We start from the raw sequence: 20,097 nt of genomic DNA, 5'->3' as shown, positions 1-20,097 counted from the left end.
ATAAATATAAGGAATTATTGAAAAAACGAAAATTGAAAGTGAAATATATTTCAATAAAGCATTAAAGGGCAATAAAACCAAAAAGGAACCTATATCACTCAAGGGCTCATTCATTTCATTATTATCCGAACATATTATTTGTAAACTTCAACTTGATCCCCAATTGGAAATTACTTATTGATTTAAATATTTCCTTTAATGTCGCTTTCTCAATTTTTGTCAGGTTTTCCATGGTAATGTAATTATCCGGGCTCAACTTTGCGATCCGGATCTGATTGGTTTGATTTTTTAACCGGATGGACATCAGGTAGTAATAGGATTGATGGAGTTCGTTATACTGTTCCTGGGTAAATATTCCCAGATTTAATAAGGCCTTGAGCCTACCACCGGTATTCTCTTCGTAGATCTGATTTTTCAGCGCATACACCCTTACTAGATCAACAATTGGTGTCATGGCTTTCTTTATATTAAATACTTCTGTCGACCCGATGGTTTGTGTTTTTATGGTTTTGAAAAAAGTCAGCGGCGGCTCGTATTGCAAGGCATTTTTCGCAATGAAAGCAAAAAAACGTTCGTTGGGTTTCTGCAATTCGACGGTCAGAAAGTCTTTAAGTTGGTCAATAATGCCCTGATCGCCATATAATCTCCGGCAATCAAAGAAGGTGGAGAACTTCATGGCATTTTCGGGCACGCTCTCTTCGATCCACATTTTATAATTGTTTTTCCAATGGGAAAGTGAATGTGTCCACTCAGGATTGCTGGCCATATAACCGCCGGAACAATAGCTGAAGCCAATGGTATTCAGGTGATCCGATACCTCACGTGCAAATTTTAAAAAGTAATCCCGGACAAATTCCCGCTGTTCGTTGGCCTTGTCCTCATATATAATAGCATTATCCTGATCAGTCATCAGCGTCTGTTCTTTGCGCCCTTCACTCCCTGTAACCATAAAAACAAATTTGGCTGGTGGTTCACCCATTGTTTTGATCACTTTTTCGATCACTTTTACGGCGATACTGTCTGCAACGGTTGTGATGACTTGATTGGCAATTTCGGCATTTACCCCTCTGCCCAATAACTGATGGATGATTTCGGGTACATTGTTCCATTTATCCCTTAGTTCCTCGAGTGTTTCAGCAAGCTTTACAGACTGGATAAAAACCAGGGGAGATTGTCCTTGTTCACTCAGAAGCCGATTGCGGCTCAGAAAGCCGACGTAATTTCCTTCTTTTTCAACAAGGAGATACCGGGATTTGGTATGGAACATTTTGAGTACGGCTTCATAAAGATAGGCTTGGTCGGAAATACTGACGATGGGGTTATCCATGACGGAAGCGATAGGAGCTGTAACAGCTACCTGCTGCGCAATCACTTGATCTCTAAGGGTCATGTCGGTGACATAACCAATAATATCTTGTTTGTCTTTAATGAATGCGCAGCTCACTTTATGCTGGGCCATCGTCCGTGCAACTTCGTAAATTGCAGTATCAGCTGCGCAGTCTACAATATCTTTATACACAATGTGTTCGATCTTGCGGGAGTAGAGCTGGTCGGCAGCAAAATAGCTTTCTTCGAAGGAGGCTGGGGACTTCACAAAATGCGAAAATTCGTCATCTAGCATCCTCTTGCCGAAAGAGCTGGTGAAAAATTGAAAGAATTCTTCATTGGCATTGCAGAGTTCAATGAAATTCTTTCGTGGTAAGCGATAGATCAGTGTACCTTTTGTAGCAAGAACAGACTTTAGTGCTTTCGTTCGATTTAATAGAACCGAGATACCTCCAAAACAATAGGGGTTATGATGGATTTCAACCAGCCTTTTGTTATCTGAACTATCCAGGAAAAATGTTTCATATTCACCTTCCCAGATCAGGTCGACACCTTCCATATCCGTAATATTCTGTCGATAAACTAAGCTGTCTTTTGTGAAACGGTAGGGGTACATCAGTTCAACCAGGCTGATCTGAACAGTTTCGGGCAGTACCTGAAAGGGTTGGGTAGACTTGAGCAAGGAAAGGATATCTTCTGTATGTTTCATCGTCGCTGTCATGATAAGATGTTATTAAATTCCCCTTGTTGTTTGCTGATATCTTGTTCACTGAGTTCTGCCCGTCGCAGCATCTCGAAATAGCATCCTGCAGTAATTTCCGCATCTTTTTCGGCATCATGTAGAGCCGCGGGTATTTCTGAAAACAGGGCTTCGTGTAGCAATGCCAATGGCAAGTGGACCATGTTGGGATTGCGTACATATTTTTTGCTGTGCAATAGGGTGCAAAAGTACTTCAGTCCATGGAATGGAATTGGTAAGCTGGTGCGATGGTATTCTGCGCAGAGTACCTGTAGATCAAAAGAAAGAAAATGCCCGACCAGTTGAGGTTGATATTTTTTGATGTCGTGGCTGAACTTGCGGAGCACATCTTTTTTCTTGTCACCGTGTTGCATCAGAAAAGGTGGAGTAAGACCATGGATCTGTTCGGCAGCTGGGCTGATCGGAATCAGCGGTTCGTAGATATATTTATTGCTACGTTTGATCTCTTGCTGATCTTCATCAAAAATAATCCAGGCCAATTGGAGTACATGCGGCCAATTTTCACTGTCCGTATATTTTCGATCCCATTTTTTTGGTAAGCCAGAGGTTTCGGTATCTAGGAATAAAAAATATTTTTTCAACGGTTGTTCAATATTAATTCCAGCTAAACTTAGCTAAAATCCTTTTGATATGCAATGGCGGGATCGTCTTTACCCATTTTGGGCTGTATCGCCGGACGGAAATATTGTATTGAAAAATATATGCTCAATGCGAATAAAACGGTATCGATAGGGGGGAGGACTGAGAACCAGTGCTTAACATGTGATCCGAACTAAATCATCAGATTGTATGAAATGCGCATTTTCAGTTGAAACTTTGGGTATTGCGACAGCGTATACAGTAAAAAAGCCCGATTTGCGATGAAATCAGGCTTTTGTGTGAATTACTTTGTACCATGGAGGATAAAGAGTAATCTGCTATATCGTGTTGCGGGAGGGCTTTGCCCAAACCAGCTTTATTTTTTTATTGTTTTTATAGGGAATAAATCAATCACACCTTTTGCTACTTTACTGATGTTGTTGATCGCCTTTTCAGGATTATCCACATCACCCGAACCACGAGCCTGCCAGATGACCGAATTGGTTTTGCGATCGATCGCTTCGATGATCAGGTGACCATAGCGGTAGCGTTCTTTTGCTACGGGATAATATCCACCGCCATAAAAATAAGGTGAGAACCATGGTCGGTACCAGCCCCAAGGGCCTCCCCAGCCATAATAGCCACCGCCACCATATACTAAACGGCTTTTGTTATTGACTATGGTAATATAACGGAATAACAGATCTGGGTTATCTTTAGAATATTGAAGTCCCTTTGCTTCTAAAGCCGTATTTGCTGCATCCAAAATATTGGTTTTGGCAATATCATTGTCAAAATAAGATTTCGAAAGCGAGTCTACCGGTGGTAACCAGGCATACGTTTTGAAAGGAGTGAAATCCATCTTTTCTACCCGGGTGGTATTGTATTGATAAGACGAACATGATGCAAGCGCAACGCAGAGCACCAAAAATAATAGAATCTTTTTCATCGTAGTAATCTGTTTATTAACTGTGATGAATCTACCATGAGTACGGATGTTCTGCGTTTAAGCAGTATACTCATGATGGTTTCATGGCCTATATGGAACTTTATTTTAATTTACTTGTTTTATTTTTATCTATCCGCTCTTACAACTCTTATGCACTAGGGCAATTCTTTATTTGGGTTGTATGTGCCGGATTTATTTTTAACATTAGACAGCAATCTATACTTAAGGTTTAATCCCTATTGTAAAATTAATACGGATATTTTGCCACCAATGGAATCTGTCTTCCAGCGCCAAAAGCTTTGGGGCTGATTCGTAGAATTGGCGGAGCCTGGAAGCGTTTAAATTCAGCATTATTGACCAGTTTACTTACTCTCTCTACTAACGATTTTTCGAATCCCATTGCTACAACTTCGGAACCACTCTTTTCGTTTTCAATCAATTCGAATAAGACCTTGTCTAGCAGATCATACGCTGGCAGGGAATCCGAGTCTTTCTGATCGGGACGTAATTCTGCGGAAGGAGCTTTTTCAATGGTATTGATGGGGATAATTTCACGTTCACGATTGATGTAACATGCTAGATCATACGCTTTGGATTTATAAACATCGCCAATAACGGAAATGGATCCGGCCATGTCACCGTATAAGGTGCCATAGCCGACCGCGGCTTCACTCTTATTGGAAGTGTTTAATAGAATATGGCCAAACTTGTTCGATATCGCCATCAGGATAACAGCACGTGCACGCGCTTGTATATTTTCTTCGGTGGTATCTGCCTGTAAACCTTCAAAAATCGGGGCAAGCGTATTTTCGTAGGCTGAAGCGATATCCTTTATAGGGACAATATGGTGTTTGCAACCTGTATTGCTGACCAGATCCATAGCGTCTTTGATGGAATGGTCTGAGGAGTAAACGGAAGGCATCAAAATAGACAACACATTGTCGGCACCCAGCGCCTCACAAGCTAAGGCCGCGACTAAGGCCGAATCCAATCCGCCAGATAAACCGAGGACCGCTTTTTTGAACCCTGATTTTTGGAAATAATCCCGTAGTCCCAGAATTAATGCATCGTGGATGAGCGCAATTTCCGTGACGGGCTCTTTGATGGACGCCGTGGTAGAAGTAATATTTTGTTGATGATAGGTGACATATTGCAGATCATTTTCAAATCGTTTTAATTCGGCAATTTTTGTTCCGTCGTTGTTGAGTGCTAGTGATCGGCCATCAAAGACAATATCCATATGTGCTCCCACTTGGTTGACGTAGATTAATGGGCGATTTGACTTTCTGACCTGTCGTGCGAGTACCTTGACACGTTCATCAAAATGCTTATAGGAAAATGGAGAGGCGGCAATATTGATCAAGAGATCGGGATTTTCTTTTCGGAGTTCGGCCATAGGGTCACCCACATAAGAGTTTCCCCCCTCGTCATCGTCCCAGAGATCCTCACAAACCGTCAGCGCAATTTTCACACCCTTCAGCATGATACAATCGAATCGCTTATTCGGTTCAAAGTAGCGGTATTCATCAAAAACGTCGTAATCGGGGAGCAAGCCTTTTTTTACAATGTTTCGAACAGCACCTTGTTCAATAAATACGGCTGTATTATACAGTTCTTTTCCTTCGGGATCACTGTTTGTGACGGGAGCTCCGATAATACAGGCAATATCCTTGCAGTGATCAGCAATCTGATGGATAGCCGCATTGCACTGTTGTTTAAATACTTTATTCCGTAATAAGTCTTTGGCAGGATAGCCACCAATAGCAAGCTCCGAAAAGATAATAAGGTCTGCCGATGCGTCTTTGGCCTGCTTGATTGCCTGAGTTATTGCTGCTGTATTTGCCTCAAAATTACCAATATGGTAATTCAATTGTGCTAAAGCTATTTTCATCCGTCTCTATTTTTCTTTTTTTAGATCTGCAATTAATATACTCCAATACAATGGAGTCTCTACCTACAAATTTATTCTTTTTATTGGAAGTGTATCTTTTATTGCGCACTGTTTTTTTTGCAGAGTACATGCATTACATCAGCTTTATTTCTTCCATTTGTAGCTAGGTGACAAGTACGCTGCTAATCTCCTTGCATAATGATTAAAAATATTGCATTTAAAAAAGGGCTCTATATTTGTTTTAAAGTGCTAAATTGTTTTAACATAATTTTAACAACGTTAAATGCTGTTAAATTTCTTGACAGGAAAGGGAATGTGTCTTACCTTTGATATATCAAAACAGAAAGATATATACAAAATAATATATAAAGAACTTTTCATAATTTAGGTTAATAATTGGTTAGGTAAAGCTCGGAGTTCCCCACTTCGAGCTTTTGTTTTTTTAAGCTATTTATATTCCTCTAGCAATATTTCTACGTTTATCGTTGCTTAAAAATGCTGTTGCTTTTGACCGTTTCCGACTCTCAAGGCGGACGGATGCTGAGCTATTCGAGAAAATCTATCGTTGATGAGTGTAGGGAAATAGAAAACGCCCAAAGCAAATGCTTGCTTTGGGCGTTTTTATTTTTGATAAATGCTATCGGTTTTTATACTACAAAAGCTATTTGATATCTACGACTTCAATAACAAAATCTAAAGGAGAATTAGCCGGGATTTTTCCCATTGCACGATTTGCATAACCCCATTTGGAGGGAACCATGATATGAATCTTGGAGCCTTTTTGAAGCCCTTTCTCTGTTAACCCGCCCAGTTTTACATCGCCGATTTTCTTTGGTGCAAAAGCAAATGTCCAAGCGGGAATGATCGAGCTGTCGAAAGGGTAATAATAACCGGTATTGGTGAGGATCTCAAAATTCGCTGTTTTATCTGCCTCGGTTTGGTCAAAGATACTGCCATTTAATAGTCTGCCAGTATACTTTACAGTAGGCTGAACTTTAAAAAGCTTAGCATTTAAGGTATCTACGATTTTATATTGATAATTTCCTTCACCTTCAGCTAAAATTTCATACCAAATTCCCTTTTCAGAATCATACTGTGCATTAGGATATTTGCTGTCGACATAATTTTTAAGCAGTGTAGAATCCGTCTTAAATTGTGCCTCTGCATCATATACAGGAGCATCGTCGTTTTTGCTGCAGCTAACAGCCAGAAGAGCAATAGTTGCAATTCCCAAGAGTAATGGCGATAATAATTTTTTCATAGTATTATTAGTGGTTTTTCATAAGAAAGCCATTCTCATAGTGAGAATGGCTTTTGTAAATATAATATACTTTTCTTATTTAACAGCGCCAACAGCTTTTAAATCTATTGTGTATACAACAGGTGTATTTTTAGGAACTGTTACCTTTTCACTTCCTGCAGTGTATTCTGTTTGGTCAAATGTGTAGTAAGAAGGAGAAATAAAGCTGATTTTATCTCCTTTTTGAAGACCTTTAGGTAATAAACCTTCAAATCTTACATCTTGTCCCTGAATATTAATGATTGTGGGAATAAACGCTTGAACCCAAGCTGTATTATATACCTTAATGGCATTGCGAATATCATCATAAACTTTAGGAACTCCATCTGTATTTTTATCGAATACAGTTCCATTCATTAATTCGCCTTTAAAGTTAAATGTTGCGGACCAAGCATTTGCTGCCGGGCCATAATATCCAATCGTACCTGTGTATGCATAAGGAGTTTCTGTGCTTGGGGCCAATTCTACTTTGTACCAAATGCCTGTAGAGTCAGAATATTTTGCGTCTGAACCCCATTTGGTTTTAGCATATTGCTCTAATTGAGGAGCTTGAATTCTTAAAAGTGAATCTCTACGCGCTTTTTCTTTTCTGGCAGCTTCTATTTGTTGTCTATTCAACTCATCATAATCGATGTTATCTTTGTTACAAGACGCGAAGATCATTCCCAGACACAAAAATGCCATTAAAAATTTCGTGATATTTTTCATAATTTCTTAAAGTGTGTATTAATTATAAAACTCAAAACGCTGCAAGGCTTGGTTTCGCTACACAAATATGTTAAATTATTCTAAAAAATCATTTAACTCTTTTGAGTTCAGGTATTTTTGTTGTATATTTTTTAATCGGAATTCGCTGTCAAATCGCAGTAAACTAGGGAAAACCATTTGTTTTCCTCGCAGTAGCTGTAAGGTTAGTGGATGATATTGTCCGGTTCTTTTCCTGCTGGATTTTGCTTTCCAAAGGCTCTGATCAAAGCCGATTTCCTGCACGGATTCTGCGTCTAGGTTGACTGCATAGTACCTTTTATTGATCGTTGTAGCAAGATCCTGTTTTGTAAATATTTCCCGTTCCATTTTTCGGCAATAGCTGCACCAATCGGTATGGATAAAAATGAGGGTCTCCCGCGGTGCTACTGCCAACAAGGAGTCGAGCCGTTCAAAGCTGATCCAATTTATCCGCTCTTGTCCAAAATGGAAGAGCGGATAAAGTAAGCTGATCAGCAGGAGGCTTATTTTCCTAAAATATTTCATTGTTCTGCTATTGTTTATTGAACATTTATTCCAATACTGCTATTTAATGAAAATGGCCTATCCGAAGACCAAAAGTATATGTTCGTGGACGGGTAGGGCCATAGATATAGTCCGAATCCCGTAATGCACCTTTGTCAAAATCCTTTTGAAAAGCATTGAACATATTCTGTACACCACCAAAAAATTCGATACTAAAATCCTTGTGCACAGGTAATGTATAGCCCAGGCGCAGATTCAATTCAATAAAATCGCGCGCGTTTTTGAGCGTCATGATATCTTGCTGAATATGGGGGACAATCATTTTTCCTGTATATACGCCTGTCAGATCGACAGCGAACCGCTTCGTCGCTTTCAGATTAGTATTCATATAGCCGTAAACATTCGGCGTACGCACATATTTCCTTGTCCAGATATCATGTGTGTCTTGTTCACCTTCGTAGATGAGCTGATCTTTTTTATAGCGTGAGCGTTGAATTGTTCCCCCGGCCTGTAAGGATAACCAGGATGAAGGTGCGACGTTGATTTCGACATTGGAGCCATATACGCGAGCCCCTTCACCATTTTGCATCTCCTGAATGATCAACCCATCCTGCTGTGAAGCCATGATATTGACAAACTGATTGTTGAGGTCGGTGTAGAAACCTTCAACTAGAAAACTGGTTTGTACATTTCCAAAGTTCTTGGTGTAACTAAACGACCCGGTATAAGCATTGGAATATTCGGTCTTCAAGTTTTCGCCGATCAGTACAAACACCTGATTGCCGCCGATAGACGTCACGTGCATATCTTCGTTAAAAGCCTGTGGAGCCCGGAAGCCACGTGCGTATCCCCCTCTGAACTGTAGATCTTTTGTCAGATCATAGAGAATTGTCAAGCGGGGGCTGAATGTTCCGAAACGTTGATCCGAACTGCGGTTTATGCCGGCTAGACTGTATTTACCATCGACATAGGTATAATCGTACCGTGCCCCGATCAAGGTTTTGAAAGTTGCAAAGGGCTTCCATTCATATTGGGCATAGGTGCCCAATCCTTTATTCCGCTGATCAATTGTCCGTTTGTATCCTGGGATTTCATCTTGGGTGTCATTATAAGAAAACTCAACACCTGCGGTAAATATATCTTTTTCGAAATTGTAGGTATATTGACTTCCTACAACCAATGCAATGTCATCTGTCTTGCCATACGAATTTGAGGCAAGCGTACTGTCCGCTTTGGTTGTGCCGCCTCCAAGCCCACCATAATAACTATCGCGAACTGTTTTCTGGACGGACCCGTAGGCCGAAAGCTTGTGTTTAAAATCTTCGGAATAGTGGTCGTAGGTAATCCCTCCGACGATAGAACTGGTTTGCAACTGCTCAGTGATCTGGGTCAGGTGCGGTACTTTATCCAGTTGATCTCCACCCCGACGAAATTCATTGACGGTGCTAAAGTCTACCGTAATTTTATCCTGGTCGCTCGGTTTGTAAAATACTTTGGTACCAAAGGTGGTGTTGCGGAGTTTGGTGATCTCCGAAAATCCATCGCCATTGGCATCATACGACTCCCTATTGCGGTGCATGCCATAAAATGTTGCACCGGTTTTTAGATCTTCTGCGACTAGGGAGGTATTGAAGTCGACGGTGTTGTCCCAGCTTTTGCCGCCGATCAGCGAGTTGGTAGATTTTACCTGCCAGTCGCTTTCGACAGGATCTTTGGTAATGATATTGATGGTTCCGGCAATGGCGTTGGCGCCAAATAGTGCCGAACCGCCGCTGCGGACGACTTCAATTCGGTCGATCATGCTTGTCGGGATCTGATCCAATCCATATACACTGTTCAACGCGGAAAAGACAGCCCTGCTGTTGATGAGTATCTGTGAATATGGCCCTTCAAGTCCGTTGAGCCTAACCTGGGAGAAACCGCAGTTTTGACAATTGTTTTCGATGCGGACACCGGGTTGGTAATTCAGTGTTTCTGACATTGCCACGGATTGTGTGGCATTAAAGAGCTTGGGGCCGATAACATTGACGACAACGGGTGCATCTTTACGTTTGACACCATAACGTGTGGCTGAGACCACGACCTCATCTAGATTGAGGTTGTCTTCTTCAAGCTGAATCTGTAACGGTGATTTTAAGGTGTCCAGTCCGATGGTTTTTGTGAGCGAACGATAGCCCACAGCGGATATATTTAGTGTTACTTTGGTCGAAGTAAGATTACTGAATTTAAAGTGCCCGTCAGCATCTGATGTCGTGGCTGATTTGCTGTTCTTTACCGTCAATGTGCCCGAAGCAATCGCTTGACGGTTTTTATTGAATAAATAGCCCTCCAGTGTTGACTGTGCATATATTGAGGATGTTCCGGCTAATAAGGTCGCCAGTAACGTGTATTGCTTTAGCATTTTTATAGAATTGAATATCTTGTAATTTCGTAGGAAGATCAGTTCGCCTGTGCACAGGGCTCATCGCATTGCTTTTTTCACATTAGACGAGACATGACCTTGGGGAATCTTTCTTGTTATGATAGAAGTATACAGTTGATCGGTTTCTTTAAAATCGCGAACATGTAGCATATAGCTCAGCTCTTTTTACTTTTTAATCATATAGGAAGACAGGGGTTATGCTTATGGGCAATTAAACCAAAACCCTGATTGCTATTTTGTAATGGTGAAAAAATAAATAGACGAACAGATGCCAGAAGCGTTGCCAGCTTTAATGCACAAGTTTTAATGTTGGATTTAGAAGAATAAACTGTTGTTAAGCAAAGCAGGGGGGACCACGGAGGTAATAGGAGCTGATTGAGATCGTCGCAACTTCCGGACATATCGAATAATAGTCCGTTGACTGAATCTCCCTTGGTATAGGAAGTTCGAGAGCAAGGAAAGCGGCCTGAACATAGGTGTTCTGATAGATGACATTTAGATAATCAATCTGATCATCGGTCTCTTGCGGTTTTTCTTTCTTTGTAAAATCATAAGGGTGCGTGTGCATCACGATTTCCCCATTTGATTTCACCTCCTTGTGCATAAAAATAACACCCGACAGGATAATCAGTGACATCAGAGCCAATTGGAATGATGCGATAAACTGACGCAGATTTCTTGTTATTTTTAATTGCATAAAAAAGCGCTACTTGTTCGAGTAACGCTTCAAAAATACGATATAAAGTTAAAATTAAAAATAAAAAATGGAGACAGTCTGTAAGCTATAGGCTTGGGAAACTAAGATCTCTATTCTCAAATCTACTATCTTTAATACTATCTGATCAAATGATTGTTGTCATCAGGGAATACAAGGGCCGGTGTAAAACGTTTTGCTTCCTCAAAATCCATTGTTGCATATGAAATAATAATAACGATGTCGCCAACCTGCACCAGACGGGCAGCTGCTCCGTTTAGGCAGATCGTACCCGATCCACGTTGCCCCGGAATGACATAGGTTTCCAGACGGGCCCCATTATTATTATTTACGATCTGCACTTTCTCGTTAGCGATGATATTTGCAGCGTCCATCAAATCTTCATCTATCGTGATACTACCCACGTAATTCAATTCCGCCTGTGTGACTTTCACGCGGTGAATCTTGGATTTCATTACTTCTATTACCATGGCGCAAAGGTAGAGTTTTTTTTAGTATTGTATATAGCTGTGCCGCGTATTGGGACATTGGTAGGACATTCCGTGGATATCGTGCTATTTTTTGACTTGATAACAACAAAATTATCAAGCCATACATCTACCTTATCCGTAAAATATTACCTTTACCTAGGTGAGGATCATGTTGTCAATAAGACGTACACCTTCTACCCATGCAGTGACAAGTGCTACATGTTGCTTGCTTGTATCAATCTGTTCGACTTCTTTTAGGGAGCTGCTTTCGCAGATCGCAAAATATTCGACCGTTACACCTGGAGTATCCGTTAAAATTGCCAGAGCCTTCTCTTTTATTTCCTGTAATCCGCTGTTGTCCCCAATATGGTCTTTCACGTATTGTAAAGCACGGGACAGGGCCAAAGCTTTTATTTTCCCTTCGTCGCTAAGTCGCATATTTCTCGAGCTCAAGGCCAGTCCGTGTTGATCTCTGATGATGGGGCAGATTGCCAGTTGGATCGGGAGCGCTTTGATTTCGATCATACGCTGGATGACCATGACCTGCTGAAAATCCTTTTGACCGAAGCAGGCAATATCGGGCTGTACTAAGGTAAACAATTTATAGACTACCTGTGTTACACCCTGAAAATGGCCCGGACGTTTTTCTCCTTCCCAGATCTGATCCAGTTCACCCAGGTCAATATGCCAATTTTCATTTTTGTCGGGATACATTTCTTCAACTGATGGCATAAATAAAATGTCACAATCGACAGACTCCAGTAGCCTGATATCATTTTCAATCGGACGTGGATATTTCTCCAGGTCCTTGGGGTCGTTAAACTGTGTAGGGTTGACAAAAATGCTGCAAACACGGATATCACTGATCGGTCTGGCATAATCTAACAAGGATAAATGTCCTTCATGAAGTGCTCCCATGGTGGGGATCAAGGCTATTTTTTTACCTGCCGAGCGTGCTTTTTGGAGATGTGCTTGGAGTGCTGCTTTCGTTTTGAAAATTTCCACTTTACTGAATAGTTTTTTGTTGGCAAAGTTGCATATTATTTTGGGAATATAAAACGATGATTGATAGTAAATTGCATGGTAAGTATTTTTTTTGTACCTTTGTAGACCGATTTTACTGTTCGAAAATAATAAATAAAAATAACTGGAGATGGCAAAAACGAAGATATTGTTTATTACTCACGAGATGTCGCCTTTCCTCGAATTAACCAAAATTTCTGAAATTACACGTCAACTGCCTCAAGCGATGCAAGAGAAGGGTTTTGAAATCCGTATCTTGATGCCTCGTTTTGGGAATATCAATGAGCGTAGAAATAGATTGCATGAGGTGATTCGTCTTTCAGGCTTGAACATTGTTGTGGATAATAATGATAATCCGCTAATTATTAAAGTAGCTTCACTGCCTGCAGCCCGGATGCAGGTGTATTTCTTGGATAACGAGGACTACTTTCAGCGTAAAAAAGTTTTTAGTGATGAGCATGGCGAATTCTTTGCAGACAATAATGAGCGTTCGGTGTTCTTCTGTAAAGGAGCGTTGGAAACTGTTAAGAAATTAGGCTGGTCGCCGGATGTAGTTCACTGCCATGGCTGGTTTTCTGCTTTGGTACCTGCTTACGTGAAAACAACGTATAAGGATGACCCTACATTTAAGGATGCAAAAGTGATGTATTCTTTGTTTAACGAAGAATTTAAAGGAACATTGGGATCGAAGTATGCTGAAATGGCTCCTGAAGGTGCTTTTAAAGCTGAAGATGCCCAAGTATATGGCGATGGTAGCTATGAGGCAATCTATAAAGGTGCATTGCATTTTACGGATATGGTTGTCGTGGCTGACGAAAATGTCAATACGGAGATCGTTGATTTCGCTAGATCCAAAGACATTCAGGTTTTTGAGCCTAACGGTGATCAGGACTACGATGCTTTTGGTGAGGTGTACGATCAGTTTGCTCCCGAAGAAGTAGAAGCATAAATTGCTTTTTCTTAAGGATCTGATAAAACAAACAGACAATAAATTATTAAAAAGGGCTATTTCCAACGAAATAGCCCTTTTGTGTTACTTCCCAGTATATCTGTGATTTAGCCTATTGTAACTAAAACATCATAGCGATGCTAAACTCCGTTTCAGAATATCGGCACTAAAATGGTATCTTCGTAGCAGTGAAACATCATGAGCGTAAATAGCCGCTGCGGTAAATAACCGGCTTATGATAAATGTGAACTTTGGTAGGATAAACAGCGTAGAAAGAACTTATTTATTACGTTGAAAAACGTATTCTCATAATATAATTGTAGTAATGAAAATTAAGGTAGGATTTGGGTTTGATGTTCATCAGATAAAAGAAGGGCACCCATTTATTGTTGGTGGTGTGCAGTTGGAACATCATGCTGGAGCTTTTGGTCATTCGGATGCCGATGTGTTGGTGCATGCGATCTGTGATGCTATCCTAGGCGCAGCAAACCTTGAAGATATCGGTTATCATTTTCCCAATACCGATATGCGTTGGAAGGGGATTAGTAGCTTGTTGTTGTTAAAAGAGTGCATGGGTTTGATTCAGGCCAAAGGGTATCAGCTCGGTAATATTGATGCCATGCTTTGCCTTGAGGCACCCAAGATCAAACCTTATATTCCCCAAATGAAGATCAAATTGGCTGAAGCGACCGGATTGGATATAGATGATATTTCCATTAAAGCAACAACCAATGAGACAATGGGTTTCATTGGTCGTCAAGAGGGCGTTGTAGCCTATGCTGTTTGTTTAATTGAACGGGTTTAATGTCGGATAGGTAAACATTTTCACGTTTTAATGTCTACTTTTGAATGAATTAGTAATACCTTTGTTCGGAAGCATTCTTTGGCACATTATCTGATAGAGTGGACATTAAATAGAATAGGTCTGTCATAGCGTAAATAAGGAGATATCTATGTTGAAAAAAATAGGCATAGCCAAAAAATAAGATATTTCATATAAGCTTTAGAAGACAGCATGCCCTGCGTAGGTGAATACGACGGAAAGCAAACATAAATGAATAATATTTGCATAAGAAATTTAGTAAATAGATGAAGCGAGTATCAAAAAAAAATCAACTGACTGAAGGCGATATAAAACGATATACATTCAATTTTTGGAAAATCATCATCGGCATTGTAGCCCTTGGATTTCTATTTATATTGAGTATACGTCTTGGCTTATTCGGGAAATTACCTTCGTTTAGCGATCTGGAAAATCCCAAAAGTAATTTAGCGTCCGAAGTCATTACCGATGACCACAAAGTATTGGGTACGTATTATGTTCAGAACCGCTCGAATGTCAAATACAGCGAATTATCACCGTATTTGGTTAAGGCTTTGGTGTCCACCGAAGATAAGCGATTTTACGATCATTCCGGCATAGATTACTCCCGCACATTTACGGTTATTTTCCATACCCTGACCGGAAACAAACAGGGGGGGAGTACCATTACCCAGCAATTGGCACTTAATCTTTTTTCCGACGGGCGTCAAAAGAACTTTTTAAAGCGTATTATTCAGAAGTTTCAGGAATGGGTGACAGCTGTTCGCCTAGAAAGAAATTATACCAAGGATGAAATTGTGACAATGTATTTCAATACCGTGGATTTTGGGGCATACAATACGTTTGGAATAAAATCTGCCGCGCGCACCTATTTCAATACCACACCGGATAAACTAACTGCTGATCAGGCGGCACTTCTGGTCGGGATGCTGAAAGGCCCAGGGGCTTATTCTCCGGTGAGATTTCCTGAAAAATCAAAAATACGCCGTAATACGGTGTTAAATAATATGGTGGCCGCCAATTTTATCTCAGCGGAAGAAGCGGCCGAAGCTAAGGCGAAACCACTTGGACTGGAACTCAAGATTGCAAACTATGGTGAGGGCTTAGGACCTTATTTCAGAGCTGTGTTAAAGGACCAGATTAAGAAAGAATTTGCTAATCTTAAAATCGTCAAAGCAGATGGTACCCCTTATGACTTAGACCGCGATGGGCTGAAGATTTATACTACGATCAATATGTCCATGCAACAGTATGCCGAAGATGCACAGAGAGAGTGGATGAAGCAGTTGCAGTCTAAATTTTCTGCGCAATGGAAAAATAGGGATCCGTTTAAAGGCGATAAAGCAAAGTTGCTGATCAGTGGAATGAAACGTTCTGACCGTTATCGCATCTTACGTGAAGAAGGATTAAGTGAAGACGAAATCAAGAAGGCGTTTAATGTGAAAGTGCCAATGAATATCTTTACCTGGAAAGGAAGTAAAGATACCCTGATGACACCAATGGATTCTATAAGATACAATAAATTAATGTTGCGCAATGCCATGATGTCGATGGAACCAAAAACCGGGCATATCAAGGCCTGGGTCGGCGGGATCGATTTTGATCACTTCAAATATGATCAGGTTAAAATGGGAACCCGACAGGTGGGATCTACGGCTAAGCCATTTACTTATGCTGTGGCGATCGATAATGGTTATTCACCTTGTTATAGCATTCCAAATTATCAGCAAACTTATAATGGTTGGACACCAAGGGGAAATGCGCAGGGGGGAAATCCAATTACTTTGGCAAAGGCATTGGCATATTCCCAAAACTTTGCAACAGCGTATCTGGTACATGAAGTGGGGGCTGCCGAGGTTGCCGCACTGACCAAACGGATGGGAATAACGAGCGATGTTCCTAATTACCCTTCTATCTCATTGGGGGCTTACGAAGCATCTGTGTTTGATATGGTCGGCGCTTATTCTGCCTTTGTAAATCATGGAACCTGGATCGAACCTACGGCCATCTTACGTATTGAAGATAAAAATGGGACACCAATCTATGATAAGGCTCCGAAAGTAGTGAAAGCACTGAACAGCGAGTCGGCTTATATCATTGTTGATATGCTGAAAAAAGTGGTGTCTCAAGGTACCGCGAGACGTATTCAATGGAAATATAACCTGACCAATCCGATCGGTGGTAAAACGGGTACTACCAATGACAATTCCGATGCCTGGTTTATTGGTATCACGCCGGAACTGGTCACGGGTGTCTGGACCGGAGCCGAAGATCGTGGGATTAGTTTTGACCGAATGGAATATGGGCAGGGGGCTGCGGCAGCAATGCCGGTCTTTGCTTTCTTTATGCAAAAGGTCTATAAAGATTCAAATTTAAAATATACCAAAGGAGATTTTGAACAACCGCAGGGTGGATTGACCCGGGTCATTGACTGTAATCAGTACTGGGGCGGCGGTGGCTCTGATGTCGAAGATGGATCTACGGATTCAGGCAGTAAGGATGAACCGAAATTAAAGGATGATCGTTTGGGATTCTAGCTGCCTACAAGCTGTCTTCACTTTCTTGTTTTGACTTTTTAGATTTGTGTATGGACACTTTGGTTATACAAGCTTGTTTTTCAAAGATTAAAGAATAAGGAGGTTAGTTTACGGAGCCAAGCCTCTGTAAACGATCTCCATTTTTACTTTTTACTGTTTAAATTTTAAAGTTTTGACATTTGACTATAGGGAAGAATTAAAGAAAATACCGCATCGACCGGGCGTCTATCAATATTTTGATAAACATGATGAATTGATCTATATCGGTAAGGCGAAAGACCTTCGTAACCGGGTGGGGTCTTATTTTGTCAATGAAACGCAATTGAACGGTAAGACCCGTGTTTTGGTCCGTAAGATCAACCGTATTTCTTTTACTATAGTAGATACCGAAATTGATGCGTGGTTACTTGAAAATTCACTCATCAAGAAGCATAAACCAAAATACAATGTGATGCTCAAGGATGACAAGACCTACCCGTGGATTGTCATCAAAAATGAACCCTTTCCGCGTGTTTTTTGGACACGACAGTATATCAAGGACGGCTCCCGTTATTATGGCCCCTATCCTTCTGTGGGGATGATGCATATCGTGCTGGACTTGATCCGCGAGCTATTCCCGCTTCGGACCTGCAACCTTGCGCTTACTCAGGAGAATATTCGAAAAGGCAAGTTTAAAATCTGTCTTGAATACCAGATCGGGAATTGTAAGGGGCCTTGTGAAGGTTATCAGTCGGAGGAAGACTATGACCAAAATCTGAATGATATCAGGGATATTCTGAATGGTAAAATTTCCGTGGTCACCAATCGGCTAAAGGAAGGGATCGCGGCTGCTGCGGCGGCCCTGGATTTTGAACGCGCCCAGTTGATAAAAGCCAAACTGGATAAACTGGATAACTATCAGAGCAAATCGACTGTTGTTAATTCATCCATTACGAATGTCGATGTATTTAGTATCGCCTCGGATGAGGGCTACGCGTTTGTAAATTACCTCAAAGTAATGAATGGTGTTATCATTCAGACGCAGACGCTGGAAATGAAACGCCGTTTGGATGAGAGTGAACAGGAATTGCTTTCCTTGGCCATACCTGAAATACGTGAGCGCTTCAAAAGCCTTTCGCGGGAGATTATTGTTCCGTTTGAACTGGATATTGAGGAAAACGAACGCATCCGTTTTACGGTTCCGAAGCTTGGGGAGAAGAAAAAGCTGTTGGAGCTATCTCAAAAAAATGTAGCTTTTTTCAGAAAGGAACGCCTGTTGCAATATGAAAAGCTGAATCCGGATATCCGCACCGAGCGTATTTTAAAACAGATGCAGAAAGATCTCCGCATGAATGTATTGCCACAGCATATTGAATGTTTTGATAATTCCAATATCCAGGGAAATTATCCTGTATCGGCCATTGTGGTGTTTAAAGATGCGAAGCCTTCCAAAAAGGATTACAGGCATTTTAATGTGAAAACAGTGGAGGGGCCGAATGATTTTGCAACCATGGAGGAGGCTGTTTTTAGACGTTACCGAAGATTATTGGATGAAGATCAGCCGTTGCCGCAATTGATTATTATCGATGGTGGTAAGGGGCAATTAGGGGCAGCATTGAAGAGTCTACGCTTACTGGGGATAGAACGTAAGGTAACTGTCATCGGTATTGCCAAGCGACTGGAAGAACTTTTCTATCCCGGGGATCAGTATCCGCTGTATTTAGACAAGAAATCGGAAACGTTAAAGGTTATTCAACATCTGCGTGATGAGGCCCACCGCTTTGGCATCACTTTTCACAGGAATCAACGTAGCCGGAAGACCTTTGTGTCTGAATTAGAGAATATTCCCGGTATCGGAAAAACAACTGTCGAGAAGGTACTGACTGAGTTTAAATCGGTTAAAAGAGTAAAAGAGGCTTCGGATGAGGATCTAAAAAAAGTGCTTAATCTGAAACAGATTAAAGCACTTCGTTTATATTTTAGTGGAACGAGCTTATCAAGCTAGACTGATTTTTCTGCTATTGCTATTTTTTCATTCATTTTTGCGATTTTAAAAATGGATAAAGAAAAATAGACTACGGTATGAAAAAAAGTAAGTAAGCCAAAGGCTTGTGCAACCAAAATCTCAATACGATCTACTCAGTACTAATTAATCGTCGTAACCAAAACGTTTAAGGTAGTTCTTTTTGCTTCTCCAATCAGGGATCACCTTCACGAATAGTTCCAGGAAAACCTTTCCATCGATAAATTCTTCTATATCCTGACGGGCGTAAGTGCCTACTTTTTTGATCATCGCACCGGCTTTACCAATAATAATGTTCTTTTGGGAATCCCGTTCAACGATAATCTCTGCAGCAATACGTGTAATATTTGCTTCCTCTTTGTAGGAGGTAACAATGACTTCGGTACTGTAAGGGATTTCCTTGTCATATAATTTGAATACTTTCTCGCGGATCATTTCCGAGACAAAGAAACGCATGGACTTGTCTGTCAGTTCATCTTTTTCGTAGTAAGCCTCATGGATCGGCAACTTATCTTTGATGTACTGCATGACGGCCGATACATTGTGGTCCAATTTGGCTGAAATAGCGAAGATCGTATCCGGATTGAGTTTTTCCTGCCAAAACTCGATTTTGGCTTTTACCTCTTCTTCAGAAGATTTATCTATTTTGTTGATCAGGACAGCGACAGGAGAATTTGTCTTACGTAATTTTTCCAATACGTCATTCTCATCGTATTTTTCGTGGATATCTGTCACAAATAAAATAATGTCTGCATCGATAAGAGATCCCTGGACAAAGTTCATCATTGATTCCTGTAGCGAATAGTTGGGTTTGATGACGCCGGGCGTGTCGGAAAACACAATTTGATGGTCTTCATCGTTTACAATACCGATAATGCGGTGTCTTGTCGTTTGCGCTTTGGGTGTGATGATAGACATCTTTTCACCCACTAAAGCGTTCATTAGGGTGGACTTACCAGCATTTGGCTTTCCGATGATACTTACGAATCCTGCTTTATGTGACATTTTTCTAAATTTTATTAGGATTACAAAGAAACAAAATATATCTTTGTACTCCAATTCGGAAGGATCATAATCTTGTTTTTTAAAAAGAAAAAAGCAATTTTGTTCAAAAATATATT

At 40.8% G+C, this 20,097-nt stretch carries 16 protein-coding genes; 4 read left to right on the top strand and 12 right to left on the bottom strand.

All coding sequences use genetic code 11. From position 1 onward, the window contains the following. Window positions 1-121 precede the first annotated feature (121 nt). The 11 genes from ABDW32_RS10030 to panC all read right to left on the bottom strand — a co-directional run bounded on the left by ABDW32_RS10030 (window position 122) and on the right by panC (window position 12,647). Window positions 122-2,035, bottom strand: coding sequence for a DUF294 nucleotidyltransferase-like domain-containing protein (locus ABDW32_RS10030; protein ID WP_343561957.1), 1,914 nt, complete (start codon window positions 2,033-2,035; stop codon window positions 122-124). An 8-nt stretch (window positions 2,036-2,043) separates the two neighbouring features. Continuing rightward, complete coding sequence (locus tag ABDW32_RS10025) at window positions 2,044-2,667, bottom strand: 3'-5' exonuclease (protein WP_343561955.1); 624 nt, start codon at window positions 2,665-2,667, stop codon at window positions 2,044-2,046. A 374-nt stretch (window positions 2,668-3,041) separates the two neighbouring features. After that, on the bottom strand, window positions 3,042-3,614 hold the full coding sequence (locus ABDW32_RS10020) for a DUF4136 domain-containing protein (protein WP_343561954.1): 573 nt from the start codon (window positions 3,612-3,614) through the stop codon (window positions 3,042-3,044). A 247-nt stretch (window positions 3,615-3,861) separates the two neighbouring features. Continuing rightward, window positions 3,862-5,505: an NAD+ synthase gene (locus ABDW32_RS10015; RefSeq protein ID WP_343561952.1), complete on the bottom strand. Its 1,644-nt coding sequence runs from the start codon at window positions 5,503-5,505 to the stop codon at window positions 3,862-3,864. A 661-nt stretch (window positions 5,506-6,166) separates the two neighbouring features. Next, a complete protein-coding gene (locus ABDW32_RS10010) occupies window positions 6,167-6,766 on the bottom strand; it encodes an FKBP-type peptidyl-prolyl cis-trans isomerase (protein WP_343561950.1) in 600 nt (199 codons plus the stop codon). A gap of 75 nt (window positions 6,767-6,841) precedes the next feature. Next, entirely contained in the window at window positions 6,842-7,513 is a 672-nt protein-coding gene (locus tag ABDW32_RS10005) for a hypothetical protein (RefSeq protein WP_343561948.1), read from the bottom strand. A gap of 75 nt (window positions 7,514-7,588) precedes the next feature. Then, on the bottom strand, window positions 7,589-8,056 hold the full coding sequence (locus ABDW32_RS10000) for a thioredoxin family protein (RefSeq protein ID WP_343561946.1): 468 nt from the start codon (window positions 8,054-8,056) through the stop codon (window positions 7,589-7,591). A gap of 43 nt (window positions 8,057-8,099) precedes the next feature. After that, the gene (locus ABDW32_RS09995) at window positions 8,100-10,436 is read right to left on the bottom strand and encodes a TonB-dependent receptor (protein ID WP_343561944.1); all 2,337 of its coding nucleotides are present in this window, start codon (window positions 10,434-10,436) and stop codon (window positions 8,100-8,102) included. 355 nt (window positions 10,437-10,791) lie between these two features. Continuing rightward, a complete protein-coding gene (locus tag ABDW32_RS09990) occupies window positions 10,792-11,154 on the bottom strand; it encodes a hypothetical protein (RefSeq protein WP_343561942.1) in 363 nt (120 codons plus the stop codon). A gap of 137 nt (window positions 11,155-11,291) precedes the next feature. Next, complete coding sequence (gene panD / locus ABDW32_RS09985) at window positions 11,292-11,642, bottom strand: aspartate 1-decarboxylase (RefSeq protein WP_343561940.1); 351 nt, start codon at window positions 11,640-11,642, stop codon at window positions 11,292-11,294. 156 nt (window positions 11,643-11,798) lie between these two features. Then, the gene (gene panC / locus ABDW32_RS09980; RefSeq protein ID WP_343561938.1) at window positions 11,799-12,647 is read right to left on the bottom strand and encodes a pantoate--beta-alanine ligase; all 849 of its coding nucleotides are present in this window, start codon (window positions 12,645-12,647) and stop codon (window positions 11,799-11,801) included. Window positions 12,648-12,795: 148 nt separating this feature from the next. On the opposite strand from panC, the gene ABDW32_RS09975 reads away from it, so the two are divergent. The 4 genes from ABDW32_RS09975 (at window position 12,796) to uvrC (ending at window position 18,958) form a co-directional block, all read left to right on the top strand. Next, a complete protein-coding gene (locus tag ABDW32_RS09975) occupies window positions 12,796-13,614 on the top strand; it encodes a glycogen/starch synthase (RefSeq protein ID WP_104383852.1) in 819 nt (272 codons plus the stop codon). Window positions 13,615-13,939: 325 nt separating this feature from the next. Then, complete coding sequence (gene ispF, locus ABDW32_RS09970) at window positions 13,940-14,419, top strand: 2-C-methyl-D-erythritol 2,4-cyclodiphosphate synthase (protein ID WP_077437025.1); 480 nt, start codon at window positions 13,940-13,942, stop codon at window positions 14,417-14,419. Between the two features lie 284 nt (window positions 14,420-14,703). Then, window positions 14,704-16,974, top strand: a complete 2,271-nt coding sequence (locus ABDW32_RS09965) for a transglycosylase domain-containing protein (RefSeq protein WP_343561934.1) — start codon at window positions 14,704-14,706, stop codon at window positions 16,972-16,974. A 172-nt stretch (window positions 16,975-17,146) separates the two neighbouring features. Continuing rightward, complete coding sequence (gene uvrC / locus ABDW32_RS09960) at window positions 17,147-18,958, top strand: excinuclease ABC subunit UvrC (protein WP_343561932.1); 1,812 nt, start codon at window positions 17,147-17,149, stop codon at window positions 18,956-18,958. 144 nt (window positions 18,959-19,102) lie between these two features. Here the strand turns inward: uvrC and era are convergent, their stop codons facing one another. Beyond that, window positions 19,103-19,981: a GTPase Era gene (gene era / locus ABDW32_RS09955; protein ID WP_077437022.1), complete on the bottom strand. Its 879-nt coding sequence runs from the start codon at window positions 19,979-19,981 to the stop codon at window positions 19,103-19,105. Window positions 19,982-20,097 lie beyond the last annotated feature (116 nt).

The organism is Sphingobacterium sp., from assembly GCF_039596235.1.
Taxonomy (GTDB): domain Bacteria; phylum Bacteroidota; class Bacteroidia; order Sphingobacteriales; family Sphingobacteriaceae; genus Sphingobacterium.
Note: the sequence above shows the minus strand (reverse complement) of the source record. Positions and strands in the feature narration are given on the sequence as shown.

Bases quoted from the DNA above. Each gene is read 5' to 3' on its own strand.
- ABDW32_RS09975 (WP_104383852.1), top strand. From the start codon at position 12,796: ATGGCAAAAACGAAGATATTGTTTATTACTCACGAGATGTCGCCTTTC.
- panD (WP_343561940.1), bottom strand. From the start codon at position 11,642: ATGGTAATAGAAGTAATGAAATCCAAGATTCACCGCGTGAAAGTCACA.
- era (WP_077437022.1), bottom strand. From the start codon at position 19,981: ATGTCACATAAAGCAGGATTCGTAAGTATCATCGGAAAGCCAAATGCT.
- ABDW32_RS10000 (WP_343561946.1), bottom strand. From the start codon at position 8,056: ATGAAATATTTTAGGAAAATAAGCCTCCTGCTGATCAGCTTACTTTAT.
- ABDW32_RS09995 (WP_343561944.1), bottom strand. From the start codon at position 10,436: ATGCTAAAGCAATACACGTTACTGGCGACCTTATTAGCCGGAACATCC.
- ABDW32_RS10015 (WP_343561952.1), bottom strand. From the start codon at position 5,505: ATGAAAATAGCTTTAGCACAATTGAATTACCATATTGGTAATTTTGAG.
- ABDW32_RS09965 (WP_343561934.1), top strand. From the start codon at position 14,704: ATGAAGCGAGTATCAAAAAAAAATCAACTGACTGAAGGCGATATAAAA.
- ABDW32_RS10005 (WP_343561948.1), bottom strand. From the start codon at position 7,513: ATGAAAAATATCACGAAATTTTTAATGGCATTTTTGTGTCTGGGAATG.
- ABDW32_RS10020 (WP_343561954.1), bottom strand. From the start codon at position 3,614: ATGAAAAAGATTCTATTATTTTTGGTGCTCTGCGTTGCGCTTGCATCA.
- ABDW32_RS10030 (WP_343561957.1), bottom strand. From the start codon at position 2,035: ATGAAACATACAGAAGATATCCTTTCCTTGCTCAAGTCTACCCAACCC.
- ispF (WP_077437025.1), top strand. From the start codon at position 13,940: ATGAAAATTAAGGTAGGATTTGGGTTTGATGTTCATCAGATAAAAGAA.
- ABDW32_RS10010 (WP_343561950.1), bottom strand. From the start codon at position 6,766: ATGAAAAAATTATTATCGCCATTACTCTTGGGAATTGCAACTATTGCT.
- ABDW32_RS09990 (WP_343561942.1), bottom strand. From the start codon at position 11,154: ATGCAATTAAAAATAACAAGAAATCTGCGTCAGTTTATCGCATCATTC.